Origin of the sequence: Emticicia fluvialis (genome assembly GCF_024793945.1) — a bacterium.
GTDB lineage: Bacteria > Bacteroidota > Bacteroidia > Cytophagales > Spirosomataceae > Emticicia > Emticicia fluvialis.
Genome location: NZ_JANUSD010000016.1, coordinates 47,943 through 62,157, shown reverse-complemented (window position 1 = coordinate 62,157; position 14,215 = coordinate 47,943). Strand labels below are relative to the sequence as shown.

Sequence of the window (14,215 nt, the reverse complement as noted above, 5' to 3'; positions counted from 1 at the left end):
ATTTGTATATATATTTGTGTCAAACTTAAAACAACTTATATAGATGAAAATAAGAACAGGTACCCCGGTAGAAGGTGATGATTTTTTTGGGAGAGAAATTGAACTGCCTTATATATGGAGAATGATACAGTCGAATAATTTTATATTTCCATCTCCTCGTAGGGTGGGTAAAACCTCTTTCGCACTGAGGCTTTTAGAAAAAGCTGAGGTAGATGGCTGGCAGACTATTTCGCTTAATTTAGAACAGTGTACTAACGAAAAAACATTTGTTGAAAATTTCATAAATGCACTTCAGAAAAACAGTAGAGGATGGCAAAAAGTAAAAGATAAGGGAAATAATCTTATTGAGTTTATTTCAAAAATAAAACCCGATTTAAAAGTCGCAGGCGTGGAGGTTTCGTTAAATTGGCAAGAAAATAAGGAGGATGTTTTCAGTAAATTAAGTGATTTATTGAACCATGACGAGCCAACTTTAATTTTCTTTGATGAGATTACAGTCTTATTATCTATCATGATAAAGCAAGAGAATGGGCATGAAACTGTTACTAATTTTCTTCATTGGTTACGAAGCCAAAGAATAAAGCCGGGCTCAAAAATCCGTTGGATATTCTGTAGTTCAGTGGGTATTGAGAACTTCACAGCAATTCATAAACTTAGTAAAGCTACTAACGATTTAAAAGAACACGACCTCGAATCTTTTGATGAACCTACCAGCAGAGCCATGTTGAAAAAGCTGGCAGGTGATAATAACATAGAATTGAATGATGAAGTAATTCGGGCAATTATTAAAAAATTGGGCTACTGTCTACCATTTTTCCTCCAATTGATGGCTGAAAAAATAGATTTTCTTAATAAGGTTCAAAAGAAACCAGTTGATTTGTTAATTGTGGATAAAGCATACAATATACTGATAGAGGAAAGTCATTTCAATACATGGGTTGAACGATTGGAAGAGCAATATGGTGACTTGTGCGACCAAGCAACGATTATGTTAATGCATATATGTAGTGAAAGAACAGGTAGCCGACGTGAAAATCTTCGTAATAAAATAGCTGAAAACGTAACCGACATTGAAAAAGTTGATAGAATACTGGCTATGCTATTAAGTATGCTTATTAACGACGGATATCTCATGGAAGAAAATAATCTTTATGTGTTTCGATCACCATTATTAAGAGATTTCTGGTTTAAACGATTTGTAAAATGAAAAAGAAAATTCCATTAACAAGGATAGGTTTTTTTAACCCAGGTAGGTTAACAGACGAAGAAATTGAGCTGACTTTTGTTACGCGTGTTTCTTTTTTTCAGTATGTTTTCGATAAGATTGTTGCCGAAAAGCCGGATTCAATACCCCAGCATTACCTTATAATAGGTCAGCGAGGAATGGGTAAAACCACTTTATTATCACGTATTGCTGCTGAATTGCGTAAGCCAGAGTTTGCAGGAGATTTTATTGCGCTTACATTTCCTGAGGAACAATATAATATTGACCGTATTTCTAAGTTCTGGTTGAACTGTCTGGATGCTTTGGCAGATGCACTTGACCGAGAAAATAAAGAAAATCTTACCAGAGAACTAGACAGTGAGATAAAGGGGATATCCAAAAATATGCATCAGGAGCCAAAAACTATCTGGAACATTTTTGAGAAGTGGATAACTAAAGTAGAACGAAGGCCTATTTTGTTGGTAGATAATCTGAACCTCATATTTGATAAAATAACTACAGAAGAACAACACCAGTTAAGGTCTATTTTAATGAGCCGTAATGCTCCTATTCTTTTGGGCGCCAGTGCCACTTCAATGGAAGATACCAGCGACTATGGTGCGCCTTTTTATGATGCTTTTCAGATACATTATCTGAAAAAATTAACACTGGATGAAAGTATTGAAGTACTACAAAATCTGGCAGAGATTACCGGAAATGAAGGTTTCGCCCATACAATTCACGAAAGTAAAGGCCGATTAGGCGCATTGTATCAGTTAACTGGTGGGACACCACGAACCATTGCCATGCTTTTTCCTTTGATACAGAATGGTTTTAGTAACGAAGTAAGCAGTGATTTAGATGCTATTTTGGATGTGGTTACTCCTTTGTATAAAGCCCGGTTTGAAGAATTATCAGACCAATTACAAATAGTACTTGATGCGATTGCTTTGCATTGGGACCCAATGACTATTGAGCAGTTGCGAAATGTGACTCAACTTGAAAATGCGCAATTATCAGGACAATTAAAACGATTAGTAGATGTAGGCTGGATTCAGAAACTGGATGCGTTTGGTAGTAAAGGTTCTGCCTATGAGATATCAGAGCGTTTCTTTAATGTATGGTATCTGATGAGACGAAGTAGTCGCCGTCAGAAACGGGAGTTATACTGCTTAAGTAAGTTCTTGGAAACCTTTTATGGTGATGATATTGAACGCATTGCACGACAGAGACTTGCATCTATAAGTTTGACTCCAAACCATATTTCTTATGATTTGGCATTAGCAGATACTGTAAAGGATAAGGAATTGAGTGAAAAACTAAAAAATAAAAGCTATCAAGCACTATTTGAATTTATCAAAAGTGATGGAAGTGTGTTGAAATTTTTTTCTATTCCGGAAGACAAAGTCAAAGACCAAATACTTCATTTAGTTGATTTTTACTTTGATAAAATCAAAGCTAAAGAATATGTTGAGTGCAGTCACATTGTTCAACAATTGTTAATTTTAGCCCCCAATAATGCTAATATTAATTTTATTGCAGGGATTGTTGAAGAAGCATTAGAAAATTTTAAAGAAGCAGAGTTATTTTATTTAAGAGCAATAGAACTTAATGGTCAATACGGGGCTTACTGGATGTTTTTAGGTGATTTGTATAACTATAAGTTCAAAGATTTCAGTATGGCAGAAGGAGCCTATTTAAAAGGTCTTGAAATTGATAATGAAAATTCAAATATTTGGTTTAATTTAGGGGAAGTATATCATAAACATTTATCAAATTATTCGGAAGCCGAACGCGCCTATTTAAAATCAATAGATTTTGGGAGTATTGTAGGGGATGTTTGGTATAATTTAGGTAATTTATATCAGGATCATTTTGGAGAATATGAAAAATCGGAAGGTTTCTATTTAAAAGCTATTGAATTAGATAGTAAAGATGCGAAAGCATGGTTCAATTTAGGTAATTTATATCATAGCCATCTTAGAAAATACAATGAATCGGAACAGGCTTATTTGAAAGCGATACAATTTGGTTATGAAAGTGGTTTTTTATGGGGAATTTTAGGCAATTTATATTTTGAACATCTTGAGAAGTTTCAAGAAGCTGAAAGAGCCTATTTAAAAGCGATAGAATTAGATGACAGCATTGTAGTGATATGGAAAATTCTAGGTAGTTTATATCATAATAATTTAGGAAGACATGATGAGGCGGAGAGTGCTTACTTAAAATCGATAGAGTTAGATGAAAAAGATTCTAAAATTTGGGCGCTTTTAGGCAATTTATATCACGAATATTTAGAAAAATATGAGAGAGCGGAGAGTGCTTACTTAAAATCCATAGAATTAGATGAAAAAGAACCTAGAGTATGGGGAGCATTGGGTCAATTATATCATCATAATTTAGGAAAGCATGAAGAAGCAGAGGAAGCTTATTTAGAAGCTATTGCGTTAGACAACAAACTTTTCGGTGTTTGGAATAGATTAGGTAATTTGTATCAAGACAATTTAAAGAAATTTCAAGAAGCTGAACAAGCCTATTTAAATGCAATTAAGGTTGAAGGTGATAATATTTATGCTAGATACAATTTAATTTTCTTATATAGAGACAAACTAAAACAAATTGAAAAAGCAAAAGAAGTCTTCATGAGTATTGAAAGGAATGAAGAATTAGAGGATTCTTATATGCTTAATCAAGCTATTTTTGCTTATTATGAAAACAACGCAGGAATAGCTAAAGATTTCCTGACAGGGGCATTACGAACAATCAAAGATTCATTGTCTAGTAATACACAAGATGACTGGTGGAGAACAGGGGCAGTAGCAGTGAAATTAGGTTTCGGAGAGCATTTCTTGCAGGTGTTAGAAGAGAATGGATATGATGTTATTCTAAGACCTTATTACGTTGCCATACAGGCATTGTTGCAGAAAAAACCTGATTTGTTTTTTAATAGCATTGCTGCGGAGGTAAGAGAACCTGCCAAAAAAATAATGGAGTGGATGAAAAAGTATATGGAATAACAAACAAAAAAGAGATGGTTTCGGCCATCTCTTTTTGCTTAAATATTTCAACTCCTAATAACAATTACTAGTCAGCCCCGTGGCGTCAAAAGTAGTGGCGTAGGTGCCTTTTTTTGCGTCGTACTGTACTACCAGCACCAGTTGTACTTTGCCGGCTCGCTTGGGCGAGCAGTATTCAAACAGGTAGTAGCTGTTGGCTTCGCCGCGCACAATGCGAGCCAGCTCTACAAATTTGGCTTCCAGCTCGTTTTTGTTCTGGGGGAAAACCGCTCCGTTTTTGCCAATGGCGGTCAATACGGTTTTGTCAATTTCAGTACCCAGGCCAATGGTAAACATTGATATCTTCGGGTTGGCTCCGTTTACTTTGTTGATTGCCGCCTGCTTGCTGTACCGCGCGGCCTGGTCGGTGCCGTCGGTGAAAATCACTATCGAAAAGGCTGATATATAACTTTCTTTCTGCAGGTCTTTCAGGCGTTGTTCGGCTTTGTCGACCGACTTGATAACGGCTCCGTAGAGGTCGGTCGAGGGGTCGTTCGTGATACCGGCATTGATGTTCTGCACGGCATTGATGAGCTTGTTTTTGTCTGACGTAAAGTCAACCAGGGTGTTCAGCTTGTCTTCGCCGTCAAACCACGACACGCCCACCAGATACGAGTTGTCGCCGTTGCTGGTGATAATATTGTTAATAAAACTGGTGGTTGAGCTTTTCAGCTGCGACAACGTGCTGCTGGTTACGCTGGCGCTGAGGTCTAGTACGATGAGGGTGTTGTGGCGGAATTTCTGCGGACTGGGCGAAAACTGCTTGTTGGCCTCGCTCTCCGAAATCGGGTTGGGGCAGTCGTCGTTGGGGCCTTTTTCGTAAACCTTAAAGTTGCCGGTGGTAAGGCCAGATACCGGCAGAAACTTGTTAAAGTTTTCGTCTACCTTGAGTATCATGCTTAGTTTGCTGCTGCCGGGTATAATTTTCGGCTCTTGCACAACGCTGATTTTCAGGTCGCTGTATGATATATTGGGGCAGTTGTTTTCAATGCTGCTTCCGCAGGAATTAAAAAACAATACAATCAGCATCAGCGTTACGTTTAAAAATGTCTTACGGGTCATGTTAAATATGGATTTTTTAAAGTACTTGCACGTTTGGGGCTGCAAATTAACCAATCATTCAGTTTACCATCTGCATTTGTAACGAAAAAAAATCCCGAATCTGATTCAGTGCGCACAAAAATCATTTTTTAAGGCGGCGCAGGCTGGGTTGCGTATAGGCCAGCCGTTATTTCGGCAGGTGGGTACAGGCTTGCTATTAATGTTTTTTTAATTGGTTTTGTGGGCCTGATTGAATAAGTTTGAAAAACAATAGCGTAGAAATGCGCCATCTGAGGCAAAATGCAAGCCCCGCAGGGGTTAGAATATAGATGTGGCGTAAGACCAGCCACCCGGCAAAAATCTTAATAAACGTATGCTTATTAGGGCTGTTCCATAGGACAGTTAAATTGTTAATTGTTTGATTAAGGAAATACCTCTGCTGATGGCGGAGGTATTTTTAGTTTAAACGGTATTAAACGTAAAGCCCGGCATTGCGATATAACTTACGCAACAACCGGGCTAAAAATACGATTTTATTAAATTTAATTCTTCTACCGCCTCAGCTTATTAACCGGATTGCTTTTTTGGGCGGCTTCGTTTACTACTACGTTCTGGCCTGCGGTCAGCAGCCATTTGCCGTTCTTTTTCACATACAGTAGCATCAGCAGGTTTTGTGCTTTGGGGTAAACCGTGCCAGAAGGGCTTTTATAGGCTCCTATGGTTTTGTAAACCCGGGCCAGTATCACGTCAGGGGTTATTACACGGGTTTTCACGCTGTCCAGCTTCAGGGTTACGTCTCTGAACATCCCCTTATGAAAAACCTCATGCGCATATTCTACCTCTTTGCGGTTTTGCCACCACATACCTACAATATTCACCCAGTCGCAGTCTTCGGTGGCATAGGTGGGCATATCGCTGTAATCGTGGCGATTCCAGCTGTTAATAATGGCCTCCACCTGTTTTTCAACGGCGGCCTGGTCTTTGGTTCTGGTTTGGGCTGCAAGGGTGCAGGGCAGCCATAAGCCCAGCATTAAAATCATGTATTTCATTGTTTGCCTTATGTTTGGTTGCTGGCAAAACTATAAACTGCGGCAGGGCATAAATAGTACAAATCCGACATTGTCAGCCGGGCAGGCGGTTTTTCAGCAAAAAAGGTGTCTGCCTGAACTCCTCTTCTATCATGCGCGGCGACACCCCGCAGAAAGCCTTGAAGTCGCGGATGAGGTGCATCTGGTCAAAATACCCGCATTGGTGGGCAATGGTGGTCCAGTTCAGGTACTGTTGGTTTTCTTTCAGCACCCAGGCGTTGGCAAAGCGGGTCAGGCGAGCAAAAAACTTGGGCCCCAGCCCCACCCGCTGCATAAACTGCCTTTCCAGCTGGCGCGTGCTGACACAGGCCAGGTGCGCCATGGTATCAACGTTCATCAGCCCTCCCTGCCTGATGAGCAGCGGCAAGGCGCGGTCTATCGGTAGGGCAGGCCGTAGCAGCCTCAATTTTTGAAGCAGAAATTGTTCTACCAGCGCAATGGCATCTGCCGCATCGGGCGTTTCGGCCAGTTGGTCGGCCAGCGAGCCGGTGTAGGCATCCAATACGTAGGTACTGTCGAGCGACTCATCCATCGGAAACTCACTCATCGGAATCCCCAGCAGCCTGTAAAGTCCGCCGGGTTGAAAACCCACCTTTACTGTGTAGTTCGACTGCCGCATGTGTAGCCTGATACGCGTTGCCTGCGGCCCCACTACAATGCTGCGGGGCAGGTTGACAGATTTTTGCAGATGGGGGTATTCGCCCACAGGCGCGCCAAACGGATAAAAATACAGGCATTGCTCGGGCAGGGGTGGGAACGACAAAACCGGTGCAGGCACAGAGCCGGGGAGGTGGAGCCTGAAAACCATGATATTGTTCACAAATGCCCGTAGGGCAGGGTGAGGCTGATGGTAAATGTGTATCATGGCTGATTAACAGGTTGGTACGGCAAACGCAGAGCAATATATTAAAAAAATTAACAGCTTAAAGCGGTATTATGAGTTTTATCATTGATTTTGATGGCGGCGGGGCATAATTTGTGGCCTATGTATTACCTGATGAAGAAATACCTGCTCAACTGTGTGCTGTTCCTGCTGCCTGTGATGCTATGGGACGGCCTGTTTACCAGTCGACTTCCTGCGGCTTTTCAGCCCGGTGTTTTCAGGAGCCATATTCCCGTCTGGTTGCAATACGCCGAAAACGCTACAAGAATACTGGTATTTGCACTACCCTTGTTCATGCCGCTGCCCATCAGTAAGCTACACCGGAAAGCCGGTTTTAAAATCTATCTGGCAGGGCTGGCGCTCTATTTTGCAGCTTGGATAGCCCAGATTGACTACCCCCAAAGCCCCTGGAGCCAAAGCCTGTGGGGTTTCATGGCCCCGGCCTACACGCCCATTATCTGGCTGGCAGGCATAGCCCTTATAGCTGATTCTTTCTATTTCAACCTGCCTTACCGTCGGGTTTATTACTTACTCATTTCGGCATTGTTTGTAGGCTTCCATTGCTGGCATGCTTGGCTTGTTTGGGGTAGGGTGGGGTGAGAGGAGAAAAAGATGTATGTTCCTAAAATGGGTTTACACAAATCAGTTAAACTCAAAATTCAAAATACCGTTCAAAGAACGCTTTACGCACCTGCTAATTATGCTACATTTAACGGGCAGAGTGAATATCCATTTCCTTATTTAAGTATCTCTAGTGTTCGGGTTCTATAAAGCTTAATATAATCTTTGTGTCATGAATTTTCTGAAGTAAAGGGGGATCGGCATTGGTTTTGAATGAATTAATTATTTGATACACACTCGAAATCTGGTGTTTTTCAATAAAACTATTTCTTGCTAGTGTATCATATCCAATTAGAATTGAATAGTGTGTATACAATTGTTTTGCGTATTGTGCAATTTGATTGAGCATATTTACACCGTCTTTTTCCGGTTGAAGTTGAACGGAATATGTAATAGCCATTAACATGCCTTCAGATTTATTTTCAAGCAATAGTTGTTCTTTGGATAAATTATTTCTAATTATAATCTCACCCATTTTACGCCCAAGCTCGGCTTTTAGCTTTATTCTTTCCGAATAAATAGGAATACTGGTTTTTTCCACATAACTGTTCGCAAATTCTTCAAGTGTAATTTTAGATGAAGCATCTGAAGGGGTAGCTGTTGTGTTTTTGAGGTCAAGCGCGAGTTTTACATCTTCAATTCTTTCCTTAGCAGAAGTTAATTCAAGATGAGTACTCTCTATTTTTAGTTTATTTTCGTTTGCAGTAATTTGTGCATTTTTAGCGGCCTCGAGAATCTTATCGCCAATTGTTAATATAAATCGTCTTGAAAAAATTGCTGCAATAATGCAGAAACCTGCAAAAATTAAATAATCTTCATTGTTTTTGTTGGTAATCAGATTGCTTGAAATCATTTTTAAAAAAGCTGGAACCAAAAGAGAAGCCCCAATACCTAATAAAATATACTTCATTGCAACCTTCTTGTCTAATTCGCTTTCATTTTTGGTTGTATCAAAGTTATGAAGGTAATTTAGGAAACCACCAAAAGCTCCGCATAATATCATTATACAGATGATAATAGAAATATGATAATCCACCATACAGTACATATAGTTTTATAAAATCAAGATTTTTGGAAGATATACAATTAAGGGTTTAAGAGTTTTGATTACTTAAAGCAAACAATTTTATAATAATCATATTATGACTATGTATTACCAAAGATTATATAAAGTTACTTCCGAAGCAAAAAAAGTTATTTTAAGGTATCTTTAAGACTGCAGTCACATTAAATGATAGTATAATATGTAAGATATTATCACCCTTATCAACAAATTTTTAGGCACAAAAAGAGTCTCCCATGTGCATTGGCCTTGCCAAAAAGCTAAGGAACTCTGCGTTGGATAAATCGGTTATATCAATCCATATAAAACCGAAAAATCAAATATGCTTTCTAATAAAATATTACGCAATGACTAAACATTGAACATTTAACCGAACCAGAGAGTAGGATTTTAGTAAGAACTTAAAGAGTCGTAGCATGTAGCATACAGAGCCGTTATTTCATTTCATAGATACTTAATAATATCGAATTTTTCAATATTAATCGGTGGGTTTAGTTGCTTTGTTCTTTTAGTTGTTTTCTCCGGTTCATGAATGTAATTGGTAAGCTTTAAAGTAGTGAGATAAAACCTTTTATCCTTAAACGTAAAGTAAAATTCTCTTTCAAAAAAATAGTTTCCGCCGCCCCAGTCTACCACTATTTTAAAACCACTATTGATTTCTTCTATCTTGCTCACAGAAAAATTTCTAACTTCTACATCCGCCACAGGAAACTTAATTGATGCTATGGTTTTATGTTGCTGAGTTAATTCAATTCTACAAGTTGATTTTATATGGTATCCATCGTTATCCGCGGTACCAGCAAAGTCTCCTGCGCGCTGGCCTTGTGAAATGCGAGGGGACTCTGCGTTGGATAAATTGGTTAAATTATATCAATCCAATAAAACCAAAAATCAAAAATGCGTTCAGAGAACGCCTGACACACCGACTAAATTTAGATATTTAGCCGAACAGGGGGGCATATCATGTCCTGAAATACATTATAACCCTAAGAAATAATGGACAGTTAGCCGGATACTGGATTATTTACTTCTCTTAAATATATACTTTTTAGCCAACTGCGCGTTAGGCTTTATCCATTTGCCATTGACTAGTTCTTCATTGCTAATAGGATATAATTCATTATCACCAAGATGATATTTCAATCTTGCATATTCTGGTTTACCTTCGCGAGACTCATCTTTCACGGAAATTGTTACTACGTTTTTAGAGATATCAAAAGTACTCTTGAAAGTATAATTCATTTGACAACTATAGTGTGTTACACGATTATTACTTTCAAATTTTAATGTGTCTGTACATCTATCATCGATGGTGCATATCCAAACGGAATTAGTCAGGTCAGGACTAGCGCAACTTGCTGTTAAAAGAAATAAAATAGAGATTAAAAGTGCTTTCATGAATTGTTTATTGGTAAAATTGGTATTTGAAAATTAATTGATGGTCTTTACTAAAATCTCGTTTAGATCAATATCCAGTTGCGATTTCAAGGTATTCGATAAATTACCTATATATTCTTTAAATCCTTGGCCTTGCAAAAAGCGAGGAGACTCTGCTTGCGGTGGGTGGAATTAATTTACTCCATTATAGGATATTATTTTTTCAAAAAAGCATAGATACTGGGAAAGATATCTTGTAATTCCGTACCCATTACTTTTGGATTATTTCCATAGCTTAAACCAATATCTAAATAGGTCTTTATTAAATATTTTTGCTCTTGATTTGTTGATAAAATAGATCCTAAATACTTTTGTTCCCCTATCTGGAGAATTAAATCTACAATAACAGCTCCGTGAACATATCTAACAGCATCATCAAATTCTAATAATGATAATTTTTTAATTGAATCTATATCTCCCGATAAAGCAGATTCCAATAATTCACAATAATCTATTCACTGATCTTTAGCTACTGTACTTAATAATTCACTAACTTCTATATCGGCAACAACGCATTTATTAGTACAGGAATTTATAAATATTTGTAGACTTATAAAGGTAATTGTCTTTAAAATATATATCATTACTTTTCTTCTTTTTTATTTAGCCGAACAGAGGTGAGTGCGTTACCAATCTAACTAATTTCAGAAAGTGGCAGGAAGAAGCCTTTGACTTGAAAACTTTCAGAATCATTCATTCGGAATAAATCCTTGTAATTTTCATGAGTGCTTTGTAAAATATGTGCAGAGGTATCAGCAGAGTCTCCCGTGTGTGATGGCCTTGTGAAATGCGAGGGGACTCTGCGTTGGATAAATTGGTTAAATCATATCAATTCAATAAAACCAAAAATGCGTTCAGAGAACGCCTGACCCACCGACTAAATTTAGATATTTAGCCGAACAGAGGTGAGTGCGTTACCAATCTAACGAATTTCAGAAAGTGGCAGGAAAAAGCCTTTGACTTGAAAACTTTCAGAATCTTTCATTCGGAATAAATCCTTGTAATTTTCATGAGTGCTATGTAAAATATGTGCAGAGGTATCAGCAGAGTCTCCCGTGCGCGCTGGCCTTGTGAAATGCGAGGGGACTCTGCGTTGGAAAAATTGGTTAAATTATATCAATCCAATAAAACCAAAAATCAGAAATGCGTTTTAAAAGCAATTATGCAACTAATAAATGATGAACATTCAGTCGAATGTATTTTATTTTTATCCAACTTACTTGTCCCAAATTTCCATAAGTTGAGTAATATAGGCCATCGGATATATCAACTTTTGGCGCATAAAGTCAAAAGCTGTTAACATCATTTCTTGCAATTTTTGCCCGGTCTCATTTTCAGGGATGAACTTTCTTTTAAAGACAGCCACCTGAATATTTGTCATATAGTGAAAAATTATCAAAGCGATACTGAAAAAAGACAGGTTGAAAAAATCCTCGAAGCTTTTAAGAAAGCCTTTATTTAAAATCTCTATATGAGCCAGTGAAATTATGACGATTAAAATATATATTAATTTTGGAAACTTTAACTTAAACTTCTTTTCAAGCTTTAAATAAATCAGCAAGTTTACCATGCCGAAGAATACGCTGTAAAATAAATTCAATATCATTTTGTAAGCAGTGTTTTTAATAGTAAAACTTTTGAGTGAGGTAGTTTATACAACAATTTCAAGAATCACACTCATACTGTATATAAGGTTTGTTTCATAGATACTTAATAATATCGAATTTTTCAATATTAATCGGTGGGTTTAGTTGCTGTGTTCTTTTAGTTGTTTTCTCCGGTTCATGAATGTAATTGGTAAGCTTTAAAGTAGTGAGATAAAACCTTTTATCCTTAAACGTAAAGTAAAATTCTCTTTCGAAAAAATAGTTTCCGCCGCCCCAGTCTACCACTATTTTAAAACCACTATTGATTTCTTCTATCTTGCTCACAGAAAAATTTCTAACTTCTACATCCGCCACAGGCAACTTAATTGATGCTATGGTTTTATGTTGCTGAGTTAATTCAATTCTACAAGTCGATTTTATATGATATCCTTCGTTATCCAAATCACATACTTTCAAAACCTTGTAATTAAGACTTGTATATTGTTTATTACGGAGTGATAATACCGACAATGTATCTTTTAGCGGCAACTCTTTAGTATTAGAATGTTGCTTCCTCATGGTTTGGCTAAAGCAATGCAGGCTTATAAAAAAGAGTAGGAAGTAAAGTATTGCTTTCATTTTCAGTCTGTAGCAAAAAGTAATTTATATTAATCCGATTAAAGTAAAAATTCAAATAAACGTTCTAAGAACTCTATAAACACGATTGAATAAAGAACATATAGTCTTACGGTGATTTATATAGAATCAAATTAATTACTTTCCTCGGCTGGAAGCTCATTTAGGTCAATATCCAATTTCGATTTTAAGGTATTTGATAAATTACCTAAATATTCTTCAAATCCATTAATTATCTCTTCTTTGGGTAATTGCTCTATTATTTCTAAATCCTGCCAAATCGACTTAATTTGAAAAGATCCCGACTTTAGATGAATCATTTCTAAAAGAGGTTCGTCATGGTCCATTGTATTATAGATATAATCAACGTTATTCCCACCTTCTGCTGAATTTAACCACTCTTTGATAGAGATAGCTAACTCGATTAATAGAATGTATGGTTGATTAAAAAACAATTTACCCCCAATGTAGATTTGAAGAACACCTTCTAAGTAGGCAATTAAAGAAGTTTTATCTTTCTTTTGTGGTATGTCAGTTATTTCAAAACGAAAGGTCATATAAAATTTATCTTATACAATTTTTTGCTTATTTAGTATTGTGACTTATATGGTATTGAATAGTTAACGTAACATTGAAGTAATCTCAGAGTTATTTCACTTGATTGTTACCATTCGGCCGTCCATACATTTAACTATGAAATAGCTCTCACTTTCTTCTTCAATACCTGTATAAATATCAGGAAGAGCGAAGGTTTCAACGACATCCAGATTTTTAATATTGATTTTGAAAATATCAAACTCTGAAATGACGTACAAAAAACCATTGAATATTCTAGTAAAATAGAAGTAATTGCTCAGTGAGAGTTTTAGCCTTATCCTGCCTGTGTTAAATTCAAATATAATGAATACCAAATCTATACCAATCGTACAAATATTTATGTCAATCAGTTTTATCTCTGGTTGTGTATAACCATCAGTCCACCAACCTATTTTGTACTCATTTTCACCGTTTGATACTACACCAAAAGCTCGGTCATATACAATATCTTCAAATAGGGTAGGGGTCTTTATATTTTTAAACTCCGCTTTTGATATTTTTCTTAATTCTATGTTCATGAATTTTTCACATTACTTAAATGGACATACAGCCGAGTATTAATAAAAATCTAGTTTCCATCACCCCAACAAACATAACACATCACTCCCTTTACCGATGCGCTACTTTATAAAAGAAAAAACCCAACGTAATAGCAAAATAAATAGTGGTAATCAGCAAAGTTGTTCGCTTTGACAGTGGGGGGTAGTCAGAATAAATACTCTCCCGAATGTCAAAAATGTAGGTATTAATAAGCCATATAATTGAACCTGCCACCATTCTTACTATCCATTCGTATTTCGTTCCAAAGACATCAGTAGTCGGAATCCTGAAATTAAAAATGATGGATATATCCAGTGCCAAAAAAATTTGCATAACCATTATGCAAAACATTACTCCTATATCAGGGTCAGGGTTACCGATGTGGTGAAAAAGATTATATAGCCCATGCAAATATCTGTTGCGGAGTTCTTTCATTTTTGTTTGGCTGAAACCAATGTAGCCT

Annotated in this window: 15 protein-coding genes; 3 read left to right on the top strand and 12 right to left on the bottom strand. The window is 37.1% G+C overall.

The window, feature by feature from the left end:
• Positions 1 to 43: 43 nt before the first annotated feature.
• Together NZ848_RS17635 and NZ848_RS17630 are read left to right on the top strand one after the other, a co-directional pair.
• Positions 44 to 1,207, top strand: a complete 1,164-nt coding sequence (locus NZ848_RS17635; protein ID WP_259016626.1) for an ATP-binding protein — start codon at positions 44 to 46, stop codon at positions 1,205 to 1,207.
• A complete protein-coding gene (locus NZ848_RS17630; RefSeq protein ID WP_259016624.1) occupies positions 1,204 to 4,221 on the top strand; it encodes a tetratricopeptide repeat protein in 3,018 nt (1,005 codons plus the stop codon). Before NZ848_RS17635 ends, NZ848_RS17630 begins: the two co-directional genes overlap by 4 nt.
• Positions 4,222 to 4,275: 54 nt before the next feature.
• Here the strand turns inward: NZ848_RS17630 and NZ848_RS17625 are convergent, their stop codons facing one another.
• The 3 genes from NZ848_RS17625 to NZ848_RS17615 form a co-directional block, all read right to left on the bottom strand.
• Positions 4,276 to 5,322 carry a vWA domain-containing protein gene (locus tag NZ848_RS17625; protein ID WP_259016622.1) on the bottom strand — a complete coding sequence of 349 codons (1,047 nt, stop codon included), beginning with the start codon at positions 5,320 to 5,322 and terminating at the stop codon, positions 4,276 to 4,278.
• A 530-nt stretch (positions 5,323 to 5,852) separates the two neighbouring features.
• Positions 5,853 to 6,350, bottom strand: coding sequence for an SgcJ/EcaC family oxidoreductase (locus tag NZ848_RS17620; RefSeq protein ID WP_259016621.1), 498 nt, complete (start codon positions 6,348 to 6,350; stop codon positions 5,853 to 5,855).
• Between the two features lie 73 nt (positions 6,351 to 6,423).
• Entirely contained in the window at positions 6,424 to 7,254 is an 831-nt protein-coding gene (locus NZ848_RS17615; RefSeq protein WP_259016620.1) for a helix-turn-helix domain-containing protein, read from the bottom strand.
• Between the two features lie 132 nt (positions 7,255 to 7,386).
• Here NZ848_RS17615 and NZ848_RS17610 point away from each other — a divergent pair, with 132 nt between their 5' ends.
• On the top strand, positions 7,387 to 7,872 hold the full coding sequence (locus NZ848_RS17610) for a hypothetical protein (RefSeq protein ID WP_259016619.1): 486 nt from the start codon (positions 7,387 to 7,389) through the stop codon (positions 7,870 to 7,872).
• Between the two features lie 151 nt (positions 7,873 to 8,023).
• Here NZ848_RS17610 and NZ848_RS17605 read toward each other — a convergent pair whose 3' ends face one another.
• The 9 genes from NZ848_RS17605 to NZ848_RS17565 all read right to left on the bottom strand — a co-directional run bounded on the left by NZ848_RS17605 (position 8,024) and on the right by NZ848_RS17565 (position 14,187).
• Positions 8,024 to 8,932: a YEATS-associated helix-containing protein gene (locus tag NZ848_RS17605; RefSeq protein WP_259016618.1), complete on the bottom strand. Its 909-nt coding sequence runs from the start codon at positions 8,930 to 8,932 to the stop codon at positions 8,024 to 8,026.
• Between the two features lie 468 nt (positions 8,933 to 9,400).
• Positions 9,401 to 9,631: a hypothetical protein gene (locus tag NZ848_RS17600; RefSeq protein WP_259016617.1), complete on the bottom strand. Its 231-nt coding sequence runs from the start codon at positions 9,629 to 9,631 to the stop codon at positions 9,401 to 9,403.
• A 345-nt stretch (positions 9,632 to 9,976) separates the two neighbouring features.
• Positions 9,977 to 10,354: a hypothetical protein gene (locus tag NZ848_RS17595; protein WP_259016616.1), complete on the bottom strand. Its 378-nt coding sequence runs from the start codon at positions 10,352 to 10,354 to the stop codon at positions 9,977 to 9,979.
• A gap of 194 nt (positions 10,355 to 10,548) precedes the next feature.
• Positions 10,549 to 10,830, bottom strand: a complete 282-nt coding sequence (locus tag NZ848_RS17590; protein WP_259016615.1) for a hypothetical protein — start codon at positions 10,828 to 10,830, stop codon at positions 10,549 to 10,551.
• A 779-nt stretch (positions 10,831 to 11,609) separates the two neighbouring features.
• Positions 11,610 to 11,774 carry a hypothetical protein gene (locus tag NZ848_RS17585; RefSeq protein ID WP_259016614.1) on the bottom strand — a complete coding sequence of 55 codons (165 nt, stop codon included), beginning with the start codon at positions 11,772 to 11,774 and terminating at the stop codon, positions 11,610 to 11,612.
• 319 nt (positions 11,775 to 12,093) lie between these two features.
• Positions 12,094 to 12,558: a hypothetical protein gene (locus NZ848_RS17580; RefSeq protein ID WP_259016613.1), complete on the bottom strand. Its 465-nt coding sequence runs from the start codon at positions 12,556 to 12,558 to the stop codon at positions 12,094 to 12,096.
• Positions 12,559 to 12,749: 191 nt separating this feature from the next.
• On the bottom strand, positions 12,750 to 13,172 hold the full coding sequence (locus NZ848_RS17575; protein ID WP_259016612.1) for a DUF7878 domain-containing protein: 423 nt from the start codon (positions 13,170 to 13,172) through the stop codon (positions 12,750 to 12,752).
• A 96-nt stretch (positions 13,173 to 13,268) separates the two neighbouring features.
• The gene (locus tag NZ848_RS17570) at positions 13,269 to 13,730 is read right to left on the bottom strand and encodes a hypothetical protein (protein WP_259016611.1); all 462 of its coding nucleotides are present in this window, start codon (positions 13,728 to 13,730) and stop codon (positions 13,269 to 13,271) included.
• A 91-nt stretch (positions 13,731 to 13,821) separates the two neighbouring features.
• The gene (locus NZ848_RS17565; RefSeq protein ID WP_259016609.1) at positions 13,822 to 14,187 is read right to left on the bottom strand and encodes a hypothetical protein; all 366 of its coding nucleotides are present in this window, start codon (positions 14,185 to 14,187) and stop codon (positions 13,822 to 13,824) included.
• Positions 14,188 to 14,215 lie beyond the last annotated feature (28 nt).